The following is a 25,598-nucleotide window of genomic DNA, read 5'->3' on the forward strand; positions in this document are numbered from 1 at the left end:
ATTCAACGCAGGGAAAGCCCCCTTCCCCGCATCAAATTGATCTTGGAATTGGAGGTGGCGGTGCTCGAGCGTGATCCGGCGACCGTGACGACGCTGCGGCCCGCCGTCTCCGCCAAGCTGGTGGGCCCGGCCTTCGTCGCCGCCGTCGCCTACATCGACCCCGGCAACTTCGCCACCAACATCACCGCCGGCGGCCTCTTCGGCTACCGCCTGCTCTGGGTGATCCTGGTGGCCAACCTGGCGGCGATGCTCGTCCAGTACCTGTCGGCCAAGCTGGGTATCGCCACCGGCCGTGACCTGCCGGAACTGTGCCGTCGGCACCTCCCGCGGCCGGTCTCCCGTGGCCTGTGGGTGCAGGCGGAACTCGTGGCGATGGCGACCGACCTCGCGGAGCTGGTGGGTGCGGCTGTCGGCCTGAACCTGCTGTTCGGGGTGCCGCTGCCGATCGCCGGCGTGCTGACGGCGGTGGTGGCGTTCGGCGTGCTGGCGTTGGAGCAACGCGGCCGGCGGCCGTTCGAGCTGGCGATCACCGCGATGTTCGGGGTGGTGTTCCTGGGTTTCGCGTACGACCTGGCGACGGTCGGCGCGCCGTTCAAGGAGGCTGCTAAGGGGCTCGTGCCGGGGTTCGCGGGGTCGGACAGCGTGCTGCTCGCCGTGAGCATCATCGGCGCGACGGTGATGCCGCACGTGATCTACCTACACTCGGCGTTGACCAAGAAGCGGGCGCATCACCGCAGCGAGCTGTCGAGGCACACGTTGCTGCGCTCCCAGGCCGTGGACGTGCTGATCGCGCTGGGCACCGCAGGGTTGATCAACATGGCGATGCTGGCGCTGGCAGCGTCGCTGCCGATCGCCGGCGACCCGATCCTGGCCGCGCACGACTCGCTGGGGCGGCTCGTCGGCGGCGGGGCGGCGCTGGCGTTCGCGGTGGCGCTGCTGGCGTCGGGGGTGTCGTCGTCGAGCGTCGGCACGTATGCGGGGCAGGTGGTGATGCGTGGATTCGTGCGCCGCAGCATTCCACTGTACGTGCGGCGCGGCATCACCATGCTGCCCGGGCTGGCGGTGCTGGCGCTGGGGCTGCCGACTACCGACAGCCTGGTCATCTCGCAGGTGGCGCTGTCGTTCGGGATTCCGTTCACGCTGATCCCGCTGGTGCTGCTGACCCGGCGCGACGATGTGATGGGCAGCTTCGTCAACCGCCGCCTGACGACCGTGGCCGCTGCCTGCTGCGCCGGGCTGATCACCGTGCTGAACGTGTACCTCGTCGTCGCGGAGGTGACCGGATGATTCCGCTGACCGTGCTCGGCGCCACCCTCACGCTGTCGTTCCTGGCGCTGCGTTCCGCCGAGCTCCAGTCCGTGCCCGAGTGCGTGCGGGCGCGGGTGGGCTGGCTGTGCGCCCACGTCTCGACCCTGCTCACGCTCAGCGCGGTCGTGTTGATCATCGGTATCGTGGGCATCGCCCACCCGACAGGAGGCTCGCCGTGATCTTCATCGTGGTCAAGTTCACCGTTCGCCCCGAGTACGCCGACGGCTGGCTCGACCTCGTCGCCGACTTCACCGCCGCGACCCGCGCGGAGCCGGGCAACGTGTTCTTCGAGTGGTCCCGCAGCGTCGACGACCCGCACGTCTACGTGCTGACCGAGGGCTTCCGGAACGACGCCGCCGAGGCCCACGTCACCTCCGACCACTTCAAGGCGGCCATGGCGGCCTTCCCCAAGGCCATCGCCACCACACCGCAGATCATCAACGTCACCATCCCCGGCGACGGCTGGTCGGAGATGGCCGAACTGAAGCCCAGCTAGGCGCGGGCGTTCTCGTCCAGGTTGAGGCTGATCTCCCGGCCGGTCAGCTTGCGCACGACGATCACCACGACGCCGACCGCGAGCCAGACCAGGCCGCCGATCTTGGCGTCCACGTCGGCGTTCACCAGCACGTACCCGATGATCACGAAGCCGATCACCGGCACCGCCAGGTGCATGCCGTACGTCCGCTGCCGCCGCTTGACCAGGTAATACGCGGCGACCGACACGTGCAGCATCAGGAATGCGAACAGGGCGCCGAAGTTGACCAGCGTGGACAGGAACTCGATCTGGCCGACGAAGAAGACGCCCAGGATCAGGCTGACCACCGCGACCAGCAGCACCGCCCGCTCCGGCACCCGGCGCTTCTCGTTGACGTGGGCCAGGAACGACGGCAGCGTGCGGTCCCGGGCCATCGAGAACAGCAGCCGCGCGGTGGCGTTCTGGGCGACCAGGCTGTTGGCCACCGCGGCGGCCAGCGCCGAGGTGATCGCCACCAGCACGGTCAGCCACGGTCCGGCGGCGAGGCCGGCGACCTGGTAGAACGCCTGGTTGGTGGCGTCCTGCCCGACGAACTCGGTGGTGCCGGGCACCAGCAGCGCGGCCAGCCAGGTCTGCACGATGAACAGCACGGCCACCAGGCACAGCGACAGCACGGTCGCCCGGCCCACCACCCGCGGCCCGCCCTGCACCTCCTCGGACTGGGTGGAGATCGCGTCGAACCCGAGGAAGGACAGCACCGCGACGGACAGCGCCGCGAAGATCAGGCTGGGGGAGAACTGTGAGGCGTTGAAGAACGGCGTGAACGACCAGCCGCCACGCGCCGAGACGGCGATCGCCGCGGCCACCACGAAGATCGCCAACACGATCATCTCGCCGGTCAGGAACCAGCGGTTGACCCGCGCCGTCGTCTCGATGCCGGCCAGGTTGACCGCGGTGTTCAGCACGACGAACAGCACCACCCACAGCCACTGCGGGACACCCGGCAGCACCGTGCCCAGCGCGGCCGCGCCGGTGACGTAGAGCAGCGTCGGCACCAGCAGGTAGTCGAGCAGGATCGCCCACCCGGCAAGGAATCCGACCCACGGCGCGATGCCGCGGCCGGCGTAGGCGTAGACCGAGCCGGCCACCGGGAACGCGCGGCTCATCTCCCGGTAGCTCAGCGCGGTGAACAGCATCGCCACCAGGCCGATGACGTAGGTCAGCGGCACCATGCCCCGGGACGCGTTGAACACCACGCCGAAGATCGCGAACGGGGCGATCGGCACCATGAAGATGAGCCCGTACACCAGCAGGTCGCGCAGCCGCAGCGAGCGCCGGAGTTCCTGCTCGTACCCGAAATCCGCGAGTTCGCTCATGACAGCGTCCGCAGGAAGCCGCCGACGACCTCGGTGAACCGCTCGGGCTCCTCCACGTGCGGCATGTGGCTCGACTCCTCGAAGATCTCCCACCGAACGTCCGGGATGCGGTCGGCGTACGGCTGCACGGTCTCGGGCGTCGCCTCGTCGTGACGGCCGCTGACCAGCAGCGTCGGCACCGCGACCGCGTCGACCCGGTCGATGATCGACCAGTCCTGCAGGCTGCCGATCACGTGGAACTCGCTCGGCCCGTTCATCGCGTGGTAGACGGTCGGATCCGCGTCCAGCGCCTCGAACGTGGCGGCCACCTCGTCCGGCATCGGCACCACCCGGCACAGGTGCCGCTCGTAGAACACGTCCACGGCGTCCTTGTACTCCTGGCTGTCGGTGGTGCCGTCCGCCTCGTGCGCGCGCAATGTCTTCTCGACGTCCGGCGGAAGTTCCGCGCGCAGCCGGTCCGCGGCCGCCGACCACAGCCGCATGGACGCCGGCGAGTTGGCGATCACCAGCCCACGCAGGCCCGCCGGCCGGCGCACGGCGTGTTCCGCGGCCAGCATGCCGCCCCAGGACTGCCCGAGCAGCGCGTAGCGGTCGGCGATGCCCAGCGTCCGCAGCAGGTTGTCCAGTTCCGCGAGGAAGAGTTCGACGGTCCAGAAGTCCGCTGGGGCGTCGGGCAGGTGTGTGGAACGCCCGTTGCCCAGCTGGTCGTAGTGCACCACGGCCCGGTCGCCGGCCAGGGACGTCAGCCGGAGCAGGTAGTCGTGGGTGCATCCCGGCCCGCCGTGCAGCGCGACCAGCGGCACGCCGCCCGATCCGAGCTCACCCGTGATCCGGTACCAGGTCTGGTGATCGCCGAACGCCGCGTGCCCCTCAGTGGCCATGCTGCCCTCCCGGACGTCTCCTCCTGGAGTACCGAGGCGGGCAAGGGTGCGTCAAGGGCCGGACGTAGGGGCCTTGAAACGGGCCGGCGACTGTCGCCGCCGTGACGGAGGACCCCTGCGAGTCCCGCCCACCGTCACACCGAATGTGTGAAAAAGCTTCAGCAGTTCGATGTGTCTGTGAGCGGGACTCGCCGGGGGACGAGGCCGGTGCTGGCGGCTATCAGGTCGAGGCGCTGCTGGATGTTGAACTTGTAGCTGGGGCAGGGGGAAACGCCGTCGCCCCAGTGCTTGGGGCAGCTGCCGCCGCACACCGGCAGGAAGACGCAGCCGGAACAGTTCTGCTCGCCGCGGTTGACCCGGTCGTGCCAGTCGTCGTAACGCCCGGCCGGCCGCTGCCGGCTGTGGTCGGCCTGCTCCACCAGCTCCAGCACGTCGCCCTGCTCGTGCTCGGGCACCAGCGGGTGCTCAGCGCACGAGAAGATCCCGCCACTGCTGCTGATCACCTCCGACGAGCGGGTGACGGCCGGGCAGATCGGCGCCTTCAGCGGCTTCGGGATCAGCGTCCGGGTGACCATCCCGGCCTCGTGCATCCGTCGCAGCCACCGGGGTTCCTCCGCCGCGAACCGCTGCTTGGCCCGCCGCACCGCCGTCCGGTCGTTGCTCCACGCGTACACCTCGTGCAGGTCGAACGCGAACATCGGGTGGTTGAGCCCGGCCGCCACCATGGCGTCGATCAGGGCGTCCACCCGGTCGATGTTCATCACGTCCAGGTTGCTGCGAATCGTCATGCGCAGCCCCGGAAACTCTTCGGCCGCGGCCGCCAGCTCGGACAGCACGCCCATGATGTGGTCGTAGGACCGGGCGCCGGGCGCCCGCCGCTTGTCGCCGTCCAGGGTGACGCACAGCGAGTCCACGCGGCATTCCTCGTACAGCACACGGAGTTTGCGCATGGTCAGCAGCGACCCGCTGGTCGTCATGCGGGACCGGTAGCGCACGCCGGCCTCGTCGGCGGCCGCCACGAACTGGCTCGCCAGGTCGCGCACGATCGCGTACGCCATCAGCGGTTCGCCGCCGAACCAGCCGATCCGCACCTCCTCGGTGGTCGGCCGGTTGATGCCGCGCAGCACGCGGTCCCGCACGGCGTCGCGGTGGTTGGCCGACGTCTTGCCCCGCACGTGGACCTGGCCGCAGTACTCGCAGCCGATGTTGCAGTACCCGGTCGGCACCAGCAGGTAGTTCAGCGACGCCAGCGACCGCGCCCGGGCGCGCTGCTCGTCCAGCACATCGGTGAGCTCGTCCCGGTCGGCCGGCACGAGGATCTCGAGATCGGCCAGTTCCTCGGAGACGGTGGCGGACAGCGTCTCACAATCGCCGCCGCGCAGCGTCCGCGCCAGCTCGTCGCCGAGGGTGCTCACCCGCGAGGTGCGGGTGTTGAGCACCAGCCGCACCGGGTTGTCGCCGCGGTCGGTGTACACCGCGTCGCTGACGACCAGGTACCTGCTTGCCTTGTTGTGTAACGATTGCGACATCGACGAGCCCCCAGACAGATTCACTGACGGCATCAATCCTGTCCGCGCGGGGCGGTCCTGCGTATACGCACATCTACGTAGGACGAGGTGAAACCCATGGCGTGCAAGGCTTTTCCCGACGTAGGGTTGCCCGTGAGTCACCGGCGGCCGGGTAGATTCGGGCAATCCGTCGGCTAGGCTGGCGGGTGTGGACGTCGAACCGGTGACCGTGACGACGCCGCGGCCGGTGCGCCGGGCGGTGCTCACGCAGTCCTGGCGTGAGCTCACCTTCGTTCATTGGCCGGTCGATCCCGACCGTGTCGCCCCGCTGCTGCCGCCCGGCACCGTGCCGGACACGCTGAACGGGATCACGTACGTCGGTCTTGTCCCGTTCCGAATGTGCGACGCGCTGCGCACGCCGTACTTCGGGACGTTCCCGGAGACGAACGTGCGACTGTACTCAGTGGACGGTCGCGGCCGGCGCGGCGTGGTGTTCCGCTCGCTGGACGCCGCCCGGCTGCTGCCGGTGCTCGTCGGCCGGCTCGGCGTCGGCCTGCCGTACCTCTGGTCGTCGATGCGCATCAGCCGGGCGGGCGAGGTCGTCACGTACACGTGTCGACGCCGTGCCGGCGGCCCCGCGAGCCGCGTGCGGGTGCTGACCGGCGCTCCGATTGCCGAGCCGAGTGAGCTGGAGCACTTCCTGACCGCCCGATGGGGCCTGCACGTGGTCCGCCGCGGCCGGACCCTCCACCTGCCCAACGAGCACGGGCCCTGGCCGCTGCGCCGGGCCGAACTTCTGGACATTTCGGACGAGCTTCTCGTCGCCGCCGGCCTCGCGAAGCCGGTGGAACCGCCGGTCAGCGTGCTGTTCTCGCCCGGAGTGGCCGTCCGTTTCGGCGTTCCTGACACAGTGGGGTGACGGTGTCACTCGGCGTGTCGGCGACTCGTGCCATAGCGCCCGCGCTGCCCGTTTCCGCCACCCGGTCGGGCGGTCGCCGCCCGGCCGGGTGCAACGACAAGGCACTATGGACGTCCTAGGAACAAGGGTCGCCCAACCCGTGCGACCCCGCTGACCAGGAAGAGGGGGTCGCCTCCATGCCGGAGCGCCTCGACGTGCGGAGGGTGCCGCCGCGTCCCGCCGGGGGTCCCCGGCCGGTCGCCGCGCGCCGCCCCAACCCCGCCCTGCGGACCGTCCAGGTCCTGCTGGTCGTGGTGTCGATGGTCGTGTTCGGCGGCACCTGGTACTCGTGGTCCAAGCTGGCCCAGCTCAACGGCCTGCAGACGGCGAACGTGATCGACCCCGGCAAGGCCACCTCTCCGCTGGAGGAGCAGAACATCCTGATGGTCGGCCTGGACACCCGGACCGACGCGCAGGGCAACCCGCTGCCCCCGGACGTTCTCAACCAGCTGCACGCCGGCGGCGCGGACGACGGCGGCGACACCACCGACACCATGCTCGTGATCCACATCCCGGCCGGCGGCGGCGCCGCGTCCGCGATCTCCATCCCGCGCGACTCGTACGTGCAGCTCGCCAACGACTACGGCAAGCACAAGATCAACTCGGCCTACAGCCGCGCCAAGAACGACGCCTACGCGACGCTGTCCAAGCAGGGCGTGACCGGCGCCGACCTGGAGACCAAGTCCGCCGAGGCGGCCGCCAAGGAGTCCATCCAGACCGTCGAGCAGTTCACCGGGCTGTCGATCACCCACTACGCCGCGGTCAACCTGGCCGGCTTCTACTACATCAGCCAGGCCGTCGGCGGCGTGCCGGTGTGCCTGGTCGCGCCGGTCAAGGACTCCTTCTCCGGCGCCAACTTCGCGGCCGGCGAGCAGACCGTGCAGGGCGCGGCCGCGCTGGAGTTCGTGCGGCAGCGGCACGGGCTGCCCAACGGCGACCTGGACCGGATCCGGCGCCAGCAGGCGTTCATGTCCAGCATGGCCAAGACCGTGCTGTCCGCCGGCACGCTGGCCAACCCCGGCAAGCTCAACGACCTGATCGCCGCGGTGAAGAAGGCCGTGGTCATCGACCAGGGCTGGGACGTGCTCCAGTTCGCCGGACAGTTGCAGGGCATGAGCGCAGGCAACATCAAGTTCCAGACGATCCCCATCGTCAGCATCACGCTCCAGACCCCCGAGGACGGCGACGCCGTCCAGGTGGACCCGCAGCAGGTGCAGCAGTTCGTGCAGCAGACCTTCGGCGCCACCGGCACGTCGTCGTCCACCACCGGCGCCGCCAAGCCGAACACCGCCGACTACTCGTCGACCACTGTGGACGTTCGCAACGCCTCCGGCGTCGGCGGCCTCGCCGCCACCGTGCTGGACAAGGCCGTGGCCAAGGGATTCGGCCGCGGCACCACCGGCAATGCCAGCGCCCGCAAGACGTCCACGGTGAACTACCCGCCCGGCGCCAAGGCTGCCGCGCAGGCCGTCGCCGACGCCCTCGGGGGCCTGCCGCTGTTCTCCGACGACACCATTCCCGCCGGGCACGTGTGGGTCATGGTCGGCAGCGACTACAGCAAGAGCTACGGCTTCACCGGCGGCGCCCAACTTCAGCTCAACAGCTACGCCGCCGCCGCGCCGACGACGACCGCCTCAACCGGGACCATCACCGCAGACGGCGTCCCCTGCATCAACTGACGACGGCCGTCAGCCCTTGAGCCATCCGACTCAACCAGCTTCTTGGCACGTGGCGATCAAGCACGTGCGTGGCGGATCCTGGTGTGGACTCGCCGCGTTGGGAGGCCCGATGTTCGAAGAGGACACCGACCCGACGACCCCGTTGCCGGTGGCCGTCGTCCGATGGGCACAACTCGAGCATCTGACGCCGTTGTGGGATGGAGTGCTGGCGGCCCGTTGGCGCGGGCGCTGCGTGCTGGTCGCCCACCCCGAGTTCCTTCGTCGTGTGGCCGCTGAGTGCTCGGTGGCGACGATCAAGGACATGGGGGGCGACGGCACCGATCGTCGACCCGCGGACACCGTGCTCCACAAGGTCGACCTCGAGTCGACATTCAAGGCCCGCGGCCTCCTGTCGGACGCGGTGGCCGAGAACGCGTTGGTGGTCGACGACTGCCGCGGGGTCCAGATCGGTGACCACAACGTCCAGCACAATGAGCACTGCTTCAACCTGAGGGACGTTGTGGTGACGATGGACAGTTCCATCGCGCGCTACCTCGCCCGGGGTATGGGTGGCGATGCCCCAGCGAGCAGATCTGACAACAGGGCCGAGTCCGTCACTGACCACCACGGGTACCGCGTGATCGTCAAGAACTCGCAAGGCGTGCAGATCGGCGATCGCTGTACGCAGCGCAACAAGTTCGTGCACGATGTCAGAAGGCCGACCGTAAACCTCGGCGCTTTCTGCACACCCGCCCAGATGAGGGAAATCGCCGACAAGATCGCGGATGGCAAGTCGGCGGTGCGCGCCGCGGTGTCCCGAACGATCACCGCGGCGGCGAATTCCGATCCTGACGCCCTGAAGCTTCGCGCCGTGCGGCCGCGTGACCTGAGTGTCAGTGCCGGGCCGGCTCGCTACGAGCGGGTCGACGGACTCCAAGCTGGTGAGCGGAACAAGCTGACGGTCAAGGACAGTGTGAATGTCGTCGGTGTGAACGCGGATCCGTTTGTCCGGGATTTTAAGCGAGAGGCCGCACGTGAACAACAGGGCGTCCGCGGTCCAGGTCTTTCCCTGTAATCACGCGATCCCTGGAGGTGGATCTTGGAGGAGATCGACGCCATTGTCGCGGCACTTGTCGCGGGCACGTCCGCCGGGCTCAGCAAGACGATGGCGGGAGCCGTCAAAGACCTGTACGCGGCCCTGAAATCCAGGGTCGCGTTGCTGCTGGAACGCCATGCGGCGGGAAGTGAGAAGGCGTTGACCGAGGCGCTCTCCACCGCTGCCGAGGACCCTGAACGTGCCCGGCGGGAGCTGACCGAGCTGCTGGCCGCGATCGGCGCGGGACGGGATTCCGAACTCGTCACCAATTCCGTCATGTTCAACAAGGGCGTCGTTGTCGGAGACTTCACCACCCAGCACAACACGTTCCACTGACGGGCGTCAGTACCCCCGGCGCGGCCTGCCCGCGACGAACCAGAGCAGGCTGCCGAAGAACGGCAGGCAGAAGATCACGATGAGCCACAGCAGCTTGCCGCCGCAGCCGACGTCCGCGCCGAGGATGCTGAACAGCGCGGCCAGGAAGAACACGATGTGGAACAGGGCCGCCGCGACGATCACGACGGTGAGGCCGGCGCCGAGGCCGTGGGCGACGGCGTCCTGGCTGAGCTGCGCGAGGTGTGACATGACACCACGCTAGAGGCGGCCGACCTCAGCCGGCATCGATCCCGCGCGTGATCGCCGCGTACTACTTTTGGTGGATGGCGTAGCGGTAGACGTTGGAGTCGCGCAGCTGGAAGCCGAGGCGCTGGTAGAGGCGGTTGGCGGCGTCGCGCGAGGGTCGCGAGGTGAGGTCGACGGTCCGGCAGCCGGCCTCCGAGGCGACGCGAATGGCCGCGAGGGTCAACGCCTCGCCGACGCCCTTGCCGCGCGCAAGAGAATCCACGACGACATCGTCGATGTGGGCCCGAAGACCGGTCGGAATCGGGTACATCACCAACGTCAGGGTGCCGACGACAACGCCGTCGGAAAGGGCGACCAGCACGGTGTTCGCCTGGTGTCCGACGATCTCCGCCAGCGCCGCCGGGGACAGCGGCGCGGCGGACGTCGACAACTGCGGCAGCAGCCGCGCGAACGCGGCCGCCACGTCGTCGGTGACCTCAGTCAGTACCTCGACCTCGATGCTCACCGGCTCACTGTGCCAGCAGCTGCTCGAACGGCACGAAGGTGTCGGCCGGCTTCGCCACTGTCCGGCCGCCGACGGCCCGGTCGGCGAGCTCCGCGCCGGCGCGCCGCACCCGGTCGTGCAGCGACGGGCTGCCGAAGTCGGACGACGCGGCGTACACGCCGGTCGGGGTGACCTCCGCCCGCAGGTACGCGAACATCGGCCGCAGCTGGTAGTCCAGCACCAGGGAGTGCCGCTCGGTGCCGCCGGTCGCGGCGATCAGCACCGGCTTGCCCACCAGCGATTCCTTGTCCAGAACGTCGAAGAACGACTTGAACAGGCCGCTGTAGGACGCGGTGAACACCGGCGTCACGGCGATCAGCGCGTCGGCGGAGGTCACCGACTCGATGGCCGCCGACAGCCGAGGGCTCGGGAAACCGGTGAGCATGTTGTTGGTGACGTCGACGGCGATGTCCCGCAGCTCGATCACGGTCACCTCGGCGTCGCCGCCCAGAGGCTCGTTGGCCAGAGGCTCGTTGGCCAGCGCGTCCCGCGTGGCGGCGGCGAGCTGGTCGGCGAGCAGCCGCGTCGACGAGGGCTGGCTCAGCCCGGCGGTGACGACGGCGATGCGGGTCATGCGGACACCTTCTTCTCCAGCAACGACTGGTGCGTGGGACCGTCCGGCACGTGCGCGGGACGCTTGGCGTCCAGCTCGCGCCGCAGCACGGGCACGATCTCGCCGAGCAGGTCCAGCTGCTCCAGCACGGTCTTGAGCGGCAGGCCGGCGTGGTCCATCAGGAACAGCTGCCGCTGGTAGTCGCCGAAGTGCTCGCGGAAGGTCAGCGTCTTGTCGATGACCTCCTGCGGGCTGCCGACGGTCAGCGGCGTCTGCGAGGTGAAGTCCTCCAGCGACGGCCCGTGCCCGTACACCGGCGCGTTGTCGAAGTACGGCCGGAACTCGCGCACCGCGTCCTGCGAGTTGCGGCGCATGAACACCTGCCCGCCCAGGCCGACGATGGCCTGGTCGGCGGAGCCGTGGCCGTAGTGCTCGAACCGCTGCCGGTACAGCTGGATCAGCTGCTGGAAGTGGTAGGTGGGCCAGAAGATGTGGTTGGCGAAGAAGCCGTCGCCGTAGTAGGCGGCCTGCTCGGCGATCTCCGGGCTGCGGATGGAGCCGTGCCAGACGAACGGCGGCACGCCGTCCAGCGGCCGCGGCGTGGAGGTGAACTCCTGCAGCGGGGTCCGGAACTTGCCGGACCAGTTGACCACGTCCTCGCGCCACAACTTGTGCAGCAGCGCGTAGTTCTCGACGGCCAGCGGGATGCCCTGGCGGATGTCCTGCCCGAACCACGGGTACACCGGCCCGGTGTTGCCGCGGCCCATCATCAGGTCGACCCGGCCGTCGGCCAGGTGCTGGAGCATCGCGAAGTCCTCGGCGATCTTCACCGGGTCGTTCGTGGTGATCAGCGTGGTCGACGTGGACAGGATCAGCTTCTCGGTGCGGGCCGCGATGTAGCCGAGCATGGTGGTCGGCGAGGAGGGCACGAACGGCGGGTTGTGGTGCTCGCCGGTGGCGAACACGTCCAGCCCGACCTCCTCGGCCTTCAGCGCGATCGTGACCATCGCCTTGATCCGCTCGGCCTCCGTCGGCGTCACGCCGGTGGTGGGGTCGGTCGTCACGTCGCCGACCGTGAACACTCCGAACTGCATGTCCGCTCCTCTCGAACGTCCGGTACTTGAACTCTCAACTACCGGACGCCCGTCAGTATTCCACGGTCAGCAGGGGTCTGTCGGCGAGTCGTCGCTCACATAGGCCTGCCACTCGGCGTCGCTGACCGGGGTGCCCCGCACCGCGCACACCTGGCGGGCGACGGCGTCGGGATCGGTCTGCCACAACGAGTTCGGCGCGTTCGCGACGCCCGCGGCGACGCTGCCGCCACGCGGATCGAACGCCACCGCCGTGACGTTGTCGGTCGGCCCGGACAGGGTGGCCGTGTGTGTCGGCGCGTGCGGATCGCCGATGTTCCAGATGGACACGGTGCGGTCCCAGCTCGCGCTGGCCAGCGACTTTCCGTCGGCGCTCAGCGCCACCGATGTCACCGTGTTGGTGTGGTCCGTCAGCACCCCGACCTGCGTCGGAGCGCCGGTGACGTCCCAGAGTTCCACCGCGTGGTCCTCGCCGCCGGTGGCCAGCAGCGTGCCGTCCGCCGACAGCGCGATGGACCGGATCGGGGCCGGCCGGGTGGTGGCGATCCGGTACTTCGAGACCGGATGCACCGGATCCGACACGTCCCAGAGCCGTGCGGAGCCGTCGTAGCTGCCGCTGGCCACCGTCTTGCCGTCGGCGGCGAAGGCCAGCGAGCTCACCACGTCGGTGTGCTCGGCCAGTGGCTGCCCGATCGGCGTCACGTGTCCAGGGTCGGTCACGTCCCATAGTCTAATCAAGTGATCGTCACCAGATGTGACTATCATTTTTCCGGACGGATCGAAGACGACCGCCTCCAGCTGCCCGGTGGACGCCGGGATGGTGGCCAGCGGTCGGCCGGTGGCGACGTCCCAGAGCCGGGCGGTGTGGTCGTAGCTCACGCTGGCCAGCGTCTTCCCGTCCGGGCTGAACGCCACCGACGTCACCGGGCCGGTGTGGCCGGTCAAGGTGGCCAGCGCGGTCGGCTTGTGCGGATCGGCGGTTCCCCACAGCCGGACCGTGCCGTCGTAGTGGCCGCTGGCCAGCACCTTGCCCGTTTTGTCGAACGCCAGGCCCCAGCCGGACTGTGCCTGCCCGTTGACCTCCGCCGCCCGCACATCCCACACGGAGACGCTCCAGTTGGCCGCGCCGGTCGCCACCGACGAGCCGTCCGGGCTGAAGGCGACCGCGCGGATCGTCGCCGGGGCGGTGAAGGCCGCCACCTGCGTGCCGGCGGCAATGTCCCAGAGCCGGGTGATGTGGTCGTCACCGCCGGCGGCGACCGTGCGGCCGTCGGGGCTGAACGCCACCGCCTCCAGGAAACTGGTGGCGCCGCTGAGCGTCGCCACCGCCGCGCCCGTAGCCGGATCCCAGACGCGGACCGTCTCGTCGTAGCTGGCGCTGGCCAGCCGATGGCCGTCCGGGCTGAACGCCACGCCGGTGACGGCGTTGGTGTGGCCGGTCAACACGCCCGCGGGAGCGCCGGTTGTCGAATCCCACAGCCGGACGGTGTTGTCGTAGCTGCCGCTGGCGACCAGCTTGCCGTCCGGGCTGAAGGCGATGGAGGTGACCGTCTTCTGGTGCCCGGCAAGGGTTGTCTCGGGCCTTAGACCGTCCACCTGCCACAGTCGGACCGTCTTGTCCCCGCTGGCCGACGCGAGCTGCTTCCCGTCCGGGCTGAAGGCCAGCGCGAACACGCTGTCGGTGTGGCCCTTGCCGACGGCCAACTGCCTGGGGCTACCGGGATTGCTGACGTCCCAGAGAATCACCGACCCGTCAGCTACGCCGACCGCCAGTTGTTTGCCGTCCCGGCTCAACGCCACACCGTACGCGGCGGTCGGCACCGGAACCGTTGCCACCGCCGTCCGTGTGGTGGCGTCCCACAGCCGTACCGACTTGTCCTTGCTGGCGCTTGCAAGGAGATTCCCGCCGTACGACAGCGCCGTGACGCCGTCGGTGTGCCCGAGCAGACGGGTCGTCGCCGGCCCGCCGGACGTGGTCAGCAGGCTGCTGCGGGCTTCGGCGGTCAGGGCGATCCGGTACGCCACCAGGCTCAGCTGCGCCGCCAGCGCGGGATCGGCCGCCTGCATGGAATTCGCCCGCAGCGCCACCTGTCTGGACAGCGCCTCGGCCCGCTCCTGCAACGCGATGTTCCGCTCCGCGAAGGCGAAAACCATCGAGCCGACCGCCACCAGCAGCAGCGCCGTCAGCGCCGCCACGAGCTGCCGCAGGCGGCGGGTCCGCCGCACCGCCGCCTGCTGCTCGGAGGCCTCCCGCTCACGGCTCGCGTCCAGCAGCTCACGCTCGATCGGCGCCAGCGTGCCGTCGTCGGGCGACCAGTTGAGGGCGATCGCCAACTTCGCGCCCCGGTACAGCCCCGAATCGTCGCGACCGTCCCGCTGCCACGAGCGGGCGTCCTGCGCCAGTTGCTGGTGTAGCCGCAGCCCCTCCCGGTTGTCGGCGATCCACTGCCGCAGCCGGGGCCAGGACCGCAGCAGCGCCTCGTGGCTGATCTCGGCGGTGTCCTCGTCCAGCGTCACCAACCGGGCCCGGGCCAGGGAATCCAGCACCGCGGCGGCCGTCTCCGGGTCGCTGGAGCCGTCGATGAGGCTCTGCCGGTCGGCCCGCGCCCGCGTCACCTCGATGCCCTCGCCGACGTGCACCATCCGCAGCAGCAGCCGGCGCACCAGGTCTCGGCCGGCCGGGTCGAACCGGGCGTAGGTCGCGTCGGCGGTGGTCGCGATAGCCTTGTGGATGCCGCCGACCTCGGCGTATCCCTGCAACGTCAACCGGTTGCCCTCGCGGACCTGCCACGTCGCGAGCAGCGTGTGCGCCAGCAGCGGCAGCACGCCGCCGGTGTCCTCCTCGGCACCGAGATCGCGTAGCAGCAGGTCGCCGAGCCCGGGTTCCAGCTCCAGGCCGGCCAGCGCCGCCGGCCGCTCGATCGCCTCCCGCAGCGCGGACGCCGTCATCGGACCGACCACCACCGCTCGCTCCAGGGACGCGACGAGCTCCGGGAAGCGGGCGCAGTGGCCGTAGAAGTCGGCCCGCACGCCGTACACCACGGGCACGTTCAGGGCGGTCAGCGCCTCGACGAACGCCCGCCGGTCGGCCTCGTCCTCGCAGAGCGTGAACAGCTCCTCGAACTGGTCGATCACCACCACCAGCCGCTCGGACCCGTCCAGCACGCCGGCCAGTTCGCCCGGATCGTCGTGGATGATCCCCAGCAGCTCCGACGGCGGCCGGCCGGTGCCCTGCGCCAGCGAGGAGACCAGCGCCTCCACCGGCTTGTTGCCCGGCGTGAACAACAGCCACGACCAGCGGCGCGGCAGGTCCATGCCCTCGATCGCCGGCACCAGTCCGGCCCTGAGCAGGGACGACTTGCCCGAACCGGACGCGCCGACCACCGCGACCGGCCCGTCCCGGCGCGGATCGCCGAGCCGGTCGATGAGCGTCGCCGTCAGCTGCTCACGTCCGAAGAAGTACTGCGCGTAGCCGACGGAGAACGCCAGCAGCCCCGGATACGGGCTGCGGCCCTCGCGCGTCGGCGTCGGCGGCTCCTCCGTCGGCAGCGTGACGGTGACGCGCTGCTTCGGCCGGCTCAGCGCCTGGTCGTTGGCGAGAATCTGCTGGTAGACGGCCTGCACCTCGGCGCCGGGGTCGACGCCCAGCTCGGCGGCGAGCATCCTGCGCAGCCGGTCGTGGTGCTCCAGCGCCTCGGCCTGCCGGCCGCCGCGGTAGAGGGCGATCATGTGCAGGGCCCGCAACCGCTCCCGCAGCGGGTGGTCCTCGACGACCGTCCGCAGGTCGACGACCACTTTGGATTCCTGGCCGAGGGACAGCAGCGCCTCCGCGCGGTCCTCGACCGCCGCCAGCCGCAGCTCCGCCAGGTGCTGGCGCTCGCTCTCCGCGAACGGCCCGGGCACGCCCGGCAGCGGTTCGCCCTGCCACAGCTCGAGGCCCTCGTCCCAGTGCTCGATCGCCCGCTCGACGTCGCCGCCGTCACGGGCCTGCGCGGCCTGCTGGAAGGCGTGTTCGAACAGCCAGACGTCCAGGTGCTGCGGCTCCAGCGCCAGCCGGTATCCGGAGCCGACGCTGGTCAGCACCGAGTCCCGGGCCGGTGCCTTGCGCTCGCCGGCCAGGGCCTGCCGCAGCTTGGAGACGTACGTGTGGATGATGCCGCGGACGCTGTCCGGCGGTTCCTCGCCCCAGACGCCGTCGACGAGCTCGGTGCGGGACACCACCTGGTTGCGGCGCACCGCGAGCTGCGCGAAGAGGGCCCGCTGCTTGGGCGGCCCCAACTCCAGTTCGCGTCCGTCGATCTCCGCGTGCAGGGCGCCCAGGAGTTTCACGGCCAGCATCGCGCGAGTGTATCCACGCGATCACTGCTGGTGGCGAAGGTCGCGGGGTGTCGTTGCCCGGCGTCGAGGGACATTCGGAGTTATCGTCCGCACATGCGGAGGGTGCGGGTGGCTCGCGTCTACGACGAGCCCGGCCCCGAGGACGGGGTCCGGGTGCTCGTCGACCGGCTCTGGCCGCGCGGCGTGCGCAAGGAGTCGGCCGAGCTGGACAGCTGGTGCCGTCAGGTCGCGCCGTCGACGGAGCTGCGGGTCTGGTACGGCCACGATCCGGCGCGGTACGACGAGTTCGCCAAGCGATACCGCCAGGAGCTCGCCGGGGGCGACCAGCAGGCGGCGCTGCAAGGCCTGCACGGTGTCGACGGCACCGTGACGCTGCTGACGGCGACGAAGTCGCTGGACATCAGCGGCGCCGCGGTGCTCGCCGACGTGCTCCGCGCGATGGGCTAGGCGGGGCGGCTCAGGGTCAGTTCGAACGGGGCGAATCCGTGCTTGCGGTAGAACGCGATCGCCCGCTCGTTCGCGGCGAACGCCGTCACCTTGAATTCGTTGGCCTCCTTTTCGGCGGCCCACCTGGTGAATTCGGCGACCAGTGCGGAGCCGAGGCCGGTGCGGCGGTATTCCTCCGCCACGAGCAGGCTTTGCAGCACGGCCGTTCGAGCGCCGGGCCGGAGCGCGTTGGTGTTCAGCCGCCCGATCAGGTGACCGGCGGTTGTGCTGTTTGACCTGGCCAACAGGCACAGATTGTCGCCGGCCAGGAGATCCTGGTAGTAGGCGGCGCCCTCGCGCCGCGGCCAGCCGGTGTCCATCCACGGGTCGTGCCGCCCGCCGTCCTCGGCGAACAGCGCGCCCGCGGATGCCACCAGCTCGGGAATCAGCTCCGGAGTGACGTGAACGATTGTCTCGGCCATGTCGCCACGGTATCTCCGTTGATTTCAGTTGTAAATTTTAATTAGTCACTCTTCGAAAGTCATTTCGGGTGGCGGGCGGCGGAAGCCGCGGGTCAAATAAGCCAGGTAGCAGACGCCCAGCGCCAGCCAGCACAGGCCGAGGGTGATCGCGATGCCGTCCAGGTGCACCAGCAGCCACACGTCGACCACGGCGCCGATCACCGGCACGACGAGGTTGCGCAGGATCGAGCCCTCGCGCTGCCGCAGCCACAGGGCGATCACCGACAGGTTGACGAACGTGAAGGCGGTGAACGCGCCGAAGTTGATGAACGAGGTCGAGGTCGTGACGTCCAGGGCGAGGGCTCCAAGGCCGACGATGCCGATGAGGGCGATGCCGAAGACCGGCGTCTCCAGTTTCGGTTGCAGGTAGCCGAAGAACCGCTTGGGCAGCACGCCGTCGCGGCCCATCGCGAACATCAGCCGCGACGCGCCGGCCTGCGCGGCGATGCCGGAGGCGAACTGCGCGACCATCAGCCCGGCGAGGAACACGGCGGCGAAGAGGTTGCCGCCGATGTCGGTGGCGATCTCGAAGGCGGCCGATGACTCGTCGTGGAACTGCGCGCCGGGGTGCACGAGTTGCGTGGCGTAGGCCAGGATCACGAACAGGACGCCGCCGAGCAGCGCGGTGAGCAGGATCGCGCGGGGAATCGTCCTGCGGGGCTCGAAGGTCTCCTCGGTCAGCGTGGTGACGGCGTCGAAGCCGAGGAACGAGTAGGCGGCCAGCGCGGCCCCGGCGGAGATGCCGCCGAAGCTGGAACCGTTGTGGTAGAAGGGAACCCCGCTGACCAGGCTGTGGCCGCCGCCGGCCACCTGGCGCAGCGAGAGGATCACGAAGAACAGGATCACCAGCAGCTGGAAGGCCATCAGCAGGAAGTTCACGCCGACCGCGACCCGGATGCCCAGCACGTTCAGCACGGTGGTGATCACGATGAAGCCCACCACCCAGATCCAGCTGGGGACGTCCGGGAACTGCGCGGACATGTACGCGGCGCCGATCAGCCAGATCACCATCGGCAGGAAGAAGTAGTCCAGCAGCACGGCCCAGCCGACGAGGAAGCCGGCGCGGGAGTCGATCGCCTTGCGCACGTAGGTGTACGCGGATCCGGCCACCGGGTAGACGCCGGCCATCCGGCCGTAGCTGGCGGCGGTGAACAGCATCGCCACCGTGGCCAGGATGTAGGCGGTGGGCACGGTTCCGCTGGTGGTGTCGGCGACGATGCCGTACGTGCCGAGCACGATCAGCGGCGCCATGTAGGCGAGTCCGAAGAGGACGACGCCGCGCAGATGCAGGTGCGGGGTAAGGGTTGTGGTCGTCGGTGCGGTGTCGGTCATCGCGGGCCACCTCCTCGCGGCCGCCAGCGGCCGGGATCGATCCGTCCCTGGTACAGGGGAAGCTCGATGGGGGAGTCAGTGTCGCGGAACTGCTCCCACATCCGGTTCACGCCGGCGGTGCCGGTTTCACGTGTCCGTGCGACGTCGTCGAGGTCCAGCGTCAGGGCGAAGGTGGTGGGACCGGCGTCGGGCGACTCGGCGAGCACGTCGCCCTCGGGGCCGACCACGATGCTCCGGCCGACGCCGAACGGGCCGGCGACATTGACGCTGGCCACGAAGACCTGGTTGACGATCGCGTTGGCCCGGGCGAGAACCAGCTCCTGGGCGCGGTCGGGGGTGGTCGTCTGCACGGGGTTGAGCACGAGGTCGGCGCCCATCCAGGCGAGGTGGCGGGTCAGCTCGGGGAACCACGCGTCGTAGCAGATGGAGAAGCCGACGCGGCCTGCCTCGGGGATGTCGAAGACGACGAACCTGTCGCCGGGGTCGTACGGCTCGTACGGCCGCCAGGGGAAGATCTTGCGGTAGTGCGCCACGAGTTCGCCGGCGGGGGAGAAGGCGAGGGCGGTGTTGAACACCTCGCCGTTCGGACCGCTCTCGCAGACGGTGCCAGGGACTAGCCAGATGTCCAGGTCCGCGGCCAGTTCGGCGAGGGTCGCGGTGCGGGCGCTCGTCAGTGGCTCGGCGGTGTCGCGGGGGTTCTCGGCGCCGCAGAGGTGCAGCTCGGGGTACATCACCAGGCGGGTGCCGGGGTGGTCGGCGAGCAGGGTCGTGACCTCGTCGGCGAACGTGTCGAGCGGGCGGTCGTACGGGACCGGTTCGGCCTGGACGAGTGCGACGGGCAGTGGCGGCACGGGCGGCTCCTTCCGTCGGCTAGGGCGAAAAATAGTCCAGGCTGAACAGTTTCACAAGAGTGCTCATTGTGATCAGTTTTGGGCGTATCGTGAGGCGGTGGACCGTTTGAGCGTGCCGGCGCTGACGGGGATCCGCCGGCTGTCGGCATTGGACACCGTGCGGGCGCGCATCGCGCTGGCCGTGGAACTGGGCCTGCTCGCGCCCGGCGAGGCGCTGCCGCCCGGTGGTGAGATCGCGGTGGCGCTGGGGGTTTCCGAGATCACCGTGCGGCGGGCGTTGGTGTCGCTGTGCTCGGACGGCGTGCTGGAGCGGCGGCGGGGCCGTGGCGGGGGGACGTTGGTTTCGCTGTCCCCGGCCCGGGGAGTGGTGGCGGAGATCGCCGCGTACACCGGCGCGGCGGCGGAGGTGCACGAGCTGATCGATCATCGGTTGGTGCTGGAGAGCGGGCTGGTGCATCTGGCGGCGGTGCGGGGCGTTGCGGTGGACGAGCTGTGGGAGCTGGTGGGGCGCATGGAGAAGGCGTCCGGCTGGGCCGAGTTCCACGAGCTGGATGCCGCGTTCCATCTGGCGGTGGTCGGCGCGAGCGGGATGCCGTCGGGTGTCGCCAGGTTCGGGGATGTGGTGCGGGAGCTGTATCGGTATTACCTGCCGTACCCGATGGAGTATCTGCGGGAGTCCAACCGGGAGCACGCGGAACTGGTGGAGGCGTTGGGAAAGGGCGACGCGGTGAGGGCGGTCGATGTGGTGTGCCGGCACGTCGGGGCGCTGCATTCGACGATGCTGGCCCGGCACGGGGTTTCGCCGTAGGGGTGGTTGTGTTTGCGGGTCGGGGGCTTATGGTGAGGGTGGCTGTTGTGGGGGCTTATGGTGAGGATGGTTGTGTAGTTGTATGTCGCGTGGATTTTGCGTGGAGCCTCTGAACGATGGCCATGAGGGGCATCTCCGGGGCAGGCTCCGCCTGCCCCTCACGCAGGAAAGCTTAGGCCATCGTCCCCCTCCACGCAAAATCCACGCTTATCGTGTTGTTGCCGGTTCTGCGCGACCGATCGCTCGATTATGCATGAAACAGTTCACCCGTTAGGGATTCGATTTGGATCTTGCAGGTCGGTATTCTTAGAGGTATGGAACTCACCCGGGAGTTGGAGAGAGTCGAGCCTTGCGGGGCCCTGCTCGATCTTCTCGCGGGGCTCGATCTGGACGCCCTTTCCGCCGACGAGCGGGTTACCGTCACCATTCTCGCTCGTAAGATCAGGGCCTTCGCCGACTACGTGGAGTTGGCTGTGCTGCGGGGTGTCGAGGACACCGCCGAGTTGGCGATGGCCATCACCGAACCCGAGCAGACCGTAGTCCGGCGTAAGGAGTTGACCGAGGATCTGCGGACCCTGCCCCGCCTGATGGACCAGTTGCGGGAGGGTCGGTTGGACCTGCGGCGGCTCGAAGCGGTCCGTGATCGGGTCCGGAACCTGCCGTCCGTTGCGCTCATCGCCGAGGTCGAAGACGCCCTGCTCGACATCGCCCCAGGACTCACCCACTCCCAGTTGGGTCGCCGGACCACCGCCCTGGTCGCGCAAGCCGACCCCACCGGCTACGAACAACGCCACCAGAAGGCCAAGTCCGAGCGTCGGGTGGAGATCCGGCCGCTGCCGGACGGCATGGCCCACCTCACCGCGACCCTGCCCGCCGTCGAGGCCCGCATGGTCCACGACCTGCTCTGCGCCGACGCCAAAGACCTCCCGAAGGATGACCGCACCACCGACCAGAAACGAGCGGATGCCTTCCTGGACCGGTTCCTGGGCAACGTTCGGAAGCGCGATGTCCAGGTCCACGTCACCATCTCGATGGAGACCTTGATGGGGTTGACCGAAGACCCCGCCCTACTCGAGGGCTACGGCCCCATCACCGCCGACACCGCCCGCGAACTCGCCATGGACGGCATCTGGCGGGCCATCCTCCTCGACGACCACGACCACGCCGACACCATCGGCAAACACACCTACCGCCCCGGCCGCCGCCTCAAAGAACTCGTCGGCGTCCGCGCCGGCAACGTCTGCTCCGCCCCCGGCTGCACCCGACCCATCCAAGAAGGCGACCACGTCACCCCCTGGCCCAAAGGCCACACCACGCTCGCCAACGTCAAAGGCCTCTGCACCCGCCACCACCACCTCAAACACGACACCCACAAGGTCACCGTCGACAACGACGGCAGCCTGCACTGGACCACCCCACACGGCCGCAACTACACCACCACACCCCACAAATACTGACCGCCTCGCAAAGCCGCAGACCCGCACACCGGCCAGTCACCCCCATCGCCCCACCAGACCTCCGCCCCACCGGGCCACAGACCCACACACCGGCCAGCCACCCCAATCGGAGCCGCCCCCTCGGACCAGCCCTATCGCCCCACCGGGGGGCCACCACCCCGCCCGACCTCCGCCCAGCCGGACCCCACCCAGCCGCACCCCAGCCCGCCGGACCACCGCACCACCCAACCTCCGCCAGCCGCACCCCAGCCCGCCGGACCACCGCACCACCGCACCACCGCACCACCGCACCACCGCACCACCGGACGACCGCACCACCCCACCACCGCCCCGCCAAGCCACCCCACCGCCAAACCGGGCCACCCCCACGACCCATTCCCACCACCCAACCACCCCCAATACCACCCCCACGTTCCTTGACAATTCCACAGCGAACCAAAAGTTCGCCAGCACACCACCGGAAACTACCGCCTCGGGTCGATTTTGTGTGGAGGTGGACGATGGCCTAAGCTTTCCGCGCGAGGGGCAGGCGAAGCCTGCCCCGGAAAGGCTCCTCGAAGGCCATCGTCCAGAGGCTCCACACCAAATCGACCCGAACACCGCCACCACAAAACCCACACCACCCACCCCAAAACAACCCGAACAACATCGCCAAAAAGCCTCCCCACCAGCAACCTGAAACAACCCCACCTACACGCCCAAAAACCCAAACCGCCACCACCTCGAACGATCCAAACCGCGTCGCCTTAAAGCACTGCACTCCCAAACCGCAAACACCCTCCGACACATCACCAAACGCGTGACCCCCCAGCTTCAAACCAGCCGTTCCGCTCCAACCAAAAGCGCCCCGCCTCCGAACCAAAACCAGTCGGAGCCGCAACCCAACACCCCGACCCCGCCACTCACACCATCCCGAACCGCACTCCACCGCCAAACCGCCCGCACCTCGCCGTCCACCACCGCTACACGAGACCGCACCGCCACCTCCGCTACACCGCCAGCGCCAGCACCAGCGCCACACCAGACCGCACCGACCCACCACCTCCACACCGCGCCGCGCCGCACTCCACCGCCAAACCGCCCACACCACACCACCCGCCGCCGGTCCGCCGCCGTGCACTGCCCACGTCACATCCGCACCGCCCCACCGCCCCACCGCCCAGATCATGGAACTGCCGCGCGCCCCTTCCCACCACGCGCCAAGATGGACCACATGGAGTACACATACCTCGGCCGGACCGGGCTTTCCGTCTCCCGCCTCTGCCTGGGCACGATGAACTTCGGTTCCCAGACCGACGAGGCCGCCAGCCACGCGATCATGGACGAGGCCCTCGACCAGGGCATCAACTTCTTCGACACCGCCAACACCTACGGCGGCGCGGCCGGCAAGGGCCGGACGGAGGAGATCATCGGCAGCTGGCTGGCCAAAGGGGGCAACCGGCGCGAACGGACCGTCTTAGCCACCAAGCTGTACGGCGCGACCGGTGACTGGCCGAACGAGGGCAAGCTCTCCGCGCTGAACGTCCGCCGCGCGATCGACGCCTCGCTGCGGCGCCTCCAGACGGACTACGTCGATCTCTACCAGTTCCACCACATCGACCGGGCCACCCCCTGGGAAGAGCTCTGGCAGGCCTGCGAAACCCTTGTGGCGCAGGGCAAGGTGCTCTACTTCGGCTCCTCGAACTTCGCGGGCTGGCATCTGGCGGTCGCGCAGGCGGAGGCGGCGAAGCGCAACTTCCTCGGACTGGTCAGCGAGCAGTCGCTGTACAACCTGATCTCTCGCGAGGTCGAGCTGGAGGTCCTGCCTTCGGCGCAGGCGCACGGCATCGGCGTCATCCCCTGGAGCCCGCTGGCCTCGGGTCTGCTCGGCGGCGCGGTCCGCAAGCAGCGGGACGGCAAGCGCCGGTACAGCGACCGGGCGACCGCCGAGCTGAACAAGCGCCGCGACCAGCTCGGCACGTACGAGGACTTCGCCGACAAGCTGGGCCACGAGCCGGGCGATCTGGCGCTGGCCTGGCTGCTGCACCAGCCGGCGGTCACCGCGCCGATCATCGGCCCGCGCACGGCCGCGCACCTCGAAGGTGCGCTGAAAGCCTTGCAGATCAGGCTTTCCGACGACGACCTGGCCGCGCTCGACGAGATCTTCCCGGGCTACCGCACCGCACCCGAGCACTACGCCTGGTGACGGGCGGCGACCGTGAGGTCGGCGACCAGTCCCCGGTACGCCGCCTCACGGTCGGGCGCCCTCAGCACCGCCGACGGGTGCACGGTCGCCATCGCCGGAATCCCCTGTGCCGCAACGATTTCCCCGCGCCGCTGGCTGACCCGGAAGTCGGGACCCAGCAGCGCCGACGCCGCCGTCGCGCCCAGGCACACCACCAGTTCCGGCCGCACCCGGTCCAACTCCGCCAGCAGCCACGGCCGGCACGCCGAAACCTCACCCTGGCTGGGCTTCTGGTGAATCCGCCGCTTTCCCCGTGCCGGCAACGTGAACTTGAAGTGCTTCACGGCATTCGTCACATAAACCTCGTCACGGTCGATGCCGGCATCACCGAGCGCACGGTCGAGCAGCATCCCCGCCGGCCCGACGAACGGCTCGCCGGCCAGGTCCTCCCGATCACCGGGCTGCTCCCCGACCAGCACCATCCGCGCGTCGGCCGGCCCCGCGCCGAACACCGTCTGTGTGGCGTCCCGGTACAACCCGCAGCCCTGACACTCGGCCGCCGCGCGGCGCAGCGCCGTCAGCCCGCCGCGCGTCGGCACCTCGATTGTCATATCGACGCCAGCAAACCGCCGAGCACGGCGATGTTCTTCAGGAAATGCACCCGCTCGTCCGGGTCGCCGGACTCCCAGACCCGGTGTCCCACCAACGTGGTCGGCACCATGTCCACGGCCAGCAGCAACGCCGCCACCCTCGGCAGCCGGCCGAGCGCGAGCATCGCCCCGCAGCCGAGTTTCAGGCACGCGTCCGCCCGCACCACCGTCACCGCGTCCGTCGGCAGCCACTCCGGCAGCACCTTGCGATACCGCTCGATCACCGGCTCGGCGTGCTTCGCAACCGCCGCCGGATCCTTCAACGTCGCCCATGCGCTCGACGTGAACACCGCCGCCATCATGGGCCTGGCCAGCAATTTCAGCATCGTCGGTCTCCTTGTCGGGTCGCTGACGGGGTAGCCCGCCCGCGACCCGACAAACCGGCGCCTGCTCAGTGCAGCCCGCACCGGCGCGCGCAGCCCCGCCACGGCTGCCAGCCGCGCTGCCGCCACAGCGCCAACGCCTTCGCGTCCTGCACCGCCGGCGCCGCCCGGTGCGGATAACCCACCCCGCCCAGGCCGTGCCACGTCTGGAGGGTGAACTGGTAGGCCCCGTACTCCCCGTTGCCGGTGTTCAGGTCGTAGCGGTTGCCGGACTCGCACGTGCGCAGCCGCAGCCAGTCGCCGCCGCTGGGCTCGGCCGACGCCGGCCCCGCCACGAGCAGCAGCAGCCCGCACACCGCCGCCGCCAGCACGGCCATCCTCGAACTTCGTCCTGGTGCCATGATCCGGACCGTAGGCAGCCGCCCCCGAACCCCACCACCGGTGCGAAACCCCGGTCACGCCACGTGATCACTCGGTCCAGCTACCGACGAAATCCCCGCCGCGGCCCCGAAATCAAGATCGTTTTTCGCTCCGACCACAAAACCGGGATCCCCGTCGCACTACCAGAGCCGCCGCCCACCCGCGCGCCGGAGCCTCCGGGACGACAACCCCGATTTCACACCGGCGGGGCGGCACCCTTCCCCGGAAGAGGACCGCCCCACCGCCACTCTACGCCCCCGTTGCTTATATAAGCCTGT

General features: G+C 69.5%; 25 protein-coding genes. 11 read left to right on the top strand and 14 right to left on the bottom strand.

Going from position 1 to position 25,598, the window contains the following annotated elements; genetic code table 11:
* Positions 1-42 precede the first annotated feature (42 nt).
* The 3 genes from BCF44_RS07585 to BCF44_RS07595 are packed head-to-tail and all read left to right on the top strand — an operon-like array spanning position 43 to position 1,804.
* A complete protein-coding gene (locus BCF44_RS07585) occupies positions 43-1,287 on the top strand; it encodes an Nramp family divalent metal transporter (RefSeq protein WP_342775577.1) in 1,245 nt (414 codons plus the stop codon).
* Positions 1,284-1,487, top strand: a complete 204-nt coding sequence (locus BCF44_RS07590) for a hypothetical protein (protein WP_116173398.1) — start codon at positions 1,284-1,286, stop codon at positions 1,485-1,487. The genes BCF44_RS07585 and BCF44_RS07590 overlap by 4 nt, the downstream gene beginning before the upstream one ends.
* Complete coding sequence (locus BCF44_RS07595) at positions 1,484-1,804, top strand: putative quinol monooxygenase (protein WP_116173399.1); 321 nt, start codon at positions 1,484-1,486, stop codon at positions 1,802-1,804. The genes BCF44_RS07590 and BCF44_RS07595 overlap by 4 nt, the downstream gene beginning before the upstream one ends.
* On the opposite strand, the gene BCF44_RS07600 is transcribed toward BCF44_RS07595, so the two are convergent.
* From BCF44_RS07600 to BCF44_RS07610, 3 genes are all read right to left on the bottom strand, one after another.
* Positions 1,801-3,159, bottom strand: a complete 1,359-nt coding sequence (locus BCF44_RS07600) for an APC family permease (protein WP_116173400.1) — start codon at positions 3,157-3,159, stop codon at positions 1,801-1,803. The two genes, BCF44_RS07595 and BCF44_RS07600, sit on opposite strands and share 4 nt — an antisense overlap.
* Positions 3,156-4,040: a proline iminopeptidase-family hydrolase gene (locus BCF44_RS07605; protein ID WP_116173401.1), complete on the bottom strand. Its 885-nt coding sequence runs from the start codon at positions 4,038-4,040 to the stop codon at positions 3,156-3,158. The genes BCF44_RS07600 and BCF44_RS07605 overlap by 4 nt, the downstream gene beginning before the upstream one ends.
* A 158-nt stretch (positions 4,041-4,198) precedes the next feature.
* Positions 4,199-5,569: a radical SAM/SPASM domain-containing protein gene (locus tag BCF44_RS07610; protein ID WP_170217383.1), complete on the bottom strand. Its 1,371-nt coding sequence runs from the start codon at positions 5,567-5,569 to the stop codon at positions 4,199-4,201.
* A 187-nt stretch (positions 5,570-5,756) separates the two neighbouring features.
* Here BCF44_RS07610 and BCF44_RS07615 point away from each other — a divergent pair, with 187 nt between their 5' ends.
* From BCF44_RS07615 to BCF44_RS07630, 4 genes are all read left to right on the top strand, one after another.
* Positions 5,757-6,467 carry a YqjF family protein gene (locus BCF44_RS07615; protein WP_116173403.1) on the top strand — a complete coding sequence of 237 codons (711 nt, stop codon included), beginning with the start codon at positions 5,757-5,759 and terminating at the stop codon, positions 6,465-6,467.
* Positions 6,468-6,643: 176 nt separating this feature from the next.
* On the top strand, positions 6,644-8,185 hold the full coding sequence (locus tag BCF44_RS07620; RefSeq protein WP_116173404.1) for an LCP family protein: 1,542 nt from the start codon (positions 6,644-6,646) through the stop codon (positions 8,183-8,185).
* 109 nt (positions 8,186-8,294) lie between these two features.
* Positions 8,295-9,239 carry an RIP homotypic interaction motif-containing protein gene (locus BCF44_RS07625; RefSeq protein ID WP_116173405.1) on the top strand — a complete coding sequence of 315 codons (945 nt, stop codon included), beginning with the start codon at positions 8,295-8,297 and terminating at the stop codon, positions 9,237-9,239.
* Positions 9,240-9,263: 24 nt separating this feature from the next.
* A complete protein-coding gene (locus tag BCF44_RS07630) occupies positions 9,264-9,596 on the top strand; it encodes a hypothetical protein (RefSeq protein ID WP_116173406.1) in 333 nt (110 codons plus the stop codon).
* Between the two features lie 6 nt (positions 9,597-9,602).
* Here BCF44_RS07630 and BCF44_RS07635 read toward each other — a convergent pair whose 3' ends face one another.
* The 5 genes from BCF44_RS07635 to BCF44_RS07655 form a co-directional block, all read right to left on the bottom strand.
* Positions 9,603-9,845, bottom strand: coding sequence for a PLD nuclease N-terminal domain-containing protein (locus BCF44_RS07635; protein WP_116173407.1), 243 nt, complete (start codon positions 9,843-9,845; stop codon positions 9,603-9,605).
* Between the two features lie 61 nt (positions 9,846-9,906).
* Positions 9,907-10,347 (bottom strand): GNAT family N-acetyltransferase, encoded by a 441-nt coding sequence (locus BCF44_RS07640; RefSeq protein WP_116173408.1) that lies wholly within the window; start codon positions 10,345-10,347, stop codon positions 9,907-9,909.
* A gap of 4 nt (positions 10,348-10,351) precedes the next feature.
* Complete coding sequence (locus BCF44_RS07645) at positions 10,352-10,960, bottom strand: FMN reductase (RefSeq protein WP_116173409.1); 609 nt, start codon at positions 10,958-10,960, stop codon at positions 10,352-10,354.
* Positions 10,957-12,033, bottom strand: a complete 1,077-nt coding sequence (locus BCF44_RS07650) for an LLM class flavin-dependent oxidoreductase (RefSeq protein ID WP_116173410.1) — start codon at positions 12,031-12,033, stop codon at positions 10,957-10,959. The genes BCF44_RS07645 and BCF44_RS07650 overlap by 4 nt, the downstream gene beginning before the upstream one ends.
* Positions 12,034-12,099: 66 nt before the next feature.
* Positions 12,100-16,368, bottom strand: coding sequence for an nSTAND1 domain-containing NTPase (locus BCF44_RS07655; protein ID WP_116173411.1), 4,269 nt, complete (start codon positions 16,366-16,368; stop codon positions 12,100-12,102).
* Positions 16,369-16,461: 93 nt separating this feature from the next.
* Between BCF44_RS07655 and BCF44_RS07660 the strand changes: the two genes are divergently transcribed.
* A complete protein-coding gene (locus tag BCF44_RS07660) occupies positions 16,462-16,815 on the top strand; it encodes a DUF488 domain-containing protein (protein ID WP_116173412.1) in 354 nt (117 codons plus the stop codon).
* Here BCF44_RS07660 and BCF44_RS07665 read toward each other — a convergent pair.
* Genes BCF44_RS07665 through BCF44_RS07675 form a run of 3 tightly spaced genes read right to left on the bottom strand, consistent with a single transcriptional unit; the run spans position 16,812 to position 19,498 of the window.
* Positions 16,812-17,276: a GNAT family N-acetyltransferase gene (locus BCF44_RS07665; protein ID WP_116173413.1), complete on the bottom strand. Its 465-nt coding sequence runs from the start codon at positions 17,274-17,276 to the stop codon at positions 16,812-16,814. The genes BCF44_RS07660 and BCF44_RS07665 overlap by 4 nt on opposite strands.
* 45 nt (positions 17,277-17,321) lie before the next feature.
* Positions 17,322-18,647 carry an APC family permease gene (locus BCF44_RS07670; RefSeq protein ID WP_116173414.1) on the bottom strand — a complete coding sequence of 442 codons (1,326 nt, stop codon included), beginning with the start codon at positions 18,645-18,647 and terminating at the stop codon, positions 17,322-17,324.
* Positions 18,644-19,498: a carbon-nitrogen hydrolase family protein gene (locus BCF44_RS07675; RefSeq protein ID WP_246014877.1), complete on the bottom strand. Its 855-nt coding sequence runs from the start codon at positions 19,496-19,498 to the stop codon at positions 18,644-18,646. Before BCF44_RS07675 ends, BCF44_RS07670 begins: the two co-directional genes overlap by 4 nt.
* A 97-nt stretch (positions 19,499-19,595) precedes the next feature.
* Here BCF44_RS07675 and BCF44_RS07680 point away from each other — a divergent pair, with 97 nt between their 5' ends.
* The 3 genes from BCF44_RS07680 to BCF44_RS07690 all read left to right on the top strand — a co-directional run bounded on the left by BCF44_RS07680 (position 19,596) and on the right by BCF44_RS07690 (position 23,948).
* Positions 19,596-20,306, top strand: a complete 711-nt coding sequence (locus BCF44_RS07680; RefSeq protein ID WP_116173415.1) for a FadR/GntR family transcriptional regulator — start codon at positions 19,596-19,598, stop codon at positions 20,304-20,306.
* A 290-nt stretch (positions 20,307-20,596) separates the two neighbouring features.
* Positions 20,597-21,763, top strand: a complete 1,167-nt coding sequence (locus BCF44_RS07685; RefSeq protein WP_147328424.1) for an HNH endonuclease signature motif containing protein — start codon at positions 20,597-20,599, stop codon at positions 21,761-21,763.
* A 1,213-nt stretch (positions 21,764-22,976) separates the two neighbouring features.
* Positions 22,977-23,948, top strand: coding sequence for an aldo/keto reductase (locus BCF44_RS07690; protein WP_116173604.1), 972 nt, complete (start codon positions 22,977-22,979; stop codon positions 23,946-23,948).
* Here the strand turns inward: BCF44_RS07690 and BCF44_RS07695 are convergent.
* From BCF44_RS07695 to BCF44_RS07705, 3 genes are all read right to left on the bottom strand, one after another.
* Positions 23,936-24,538 carry a UdgX family uracil-DNA binding protein gene (locus tag BCF44_RS07695; protein ID WP_116173417.1) on the bottom strand — a complete coding sequence of 201 codons (603 nt, stop codon included), beginning with the start codon at positions 24,536-24,538 and terminating at the stop codon, positions 23,936-23,938. The genes BCF44_RS07690 and BCF44_RS07695 overlap by 13 nt on opposite strands.
* Positions 24,535-24,903: a DoxX family protein gene (locus tag BCF44_RS07700; protein WP_116173418.1), complete on the bottom strand. Its 369-nt coding sequence runs from the start codon at positions 24,901-24,903 to the stop codon at positions 24,535-24,537. The genes BCF44_RS07695 and BCF44_RS07700 overlap by 4 nt, the downstream gene beginning before the upstream one ends.
* Positions 24,904-24,968: 65 nt before the next feature.
* Positions 24,969-25,301 carry a transglycosylase family protein gene (locus tag BCF44_RS07705; protein ID WP_116173419.1) on the bottom strand — a complete coding sequence of 111 codons (333 nt, stop codon included), beginning with the start codon at positions 25,299-25,301 and terminating at the stop codon, positions 24,969-24,971.
* Positions 25,302-25,598 lie beyond the last annotated feature (297 nt).

Source organism: Kutzneria buriramensis (assembly GCF_003387475.1).
Taxonomy (GTDB): domain Bacteria; phylum Actinomycetota; class Actinomycetes; order Mycobacteriales; family Pseudonocardiaceae; genus Kutzneria; species Kutzneria buriramensis.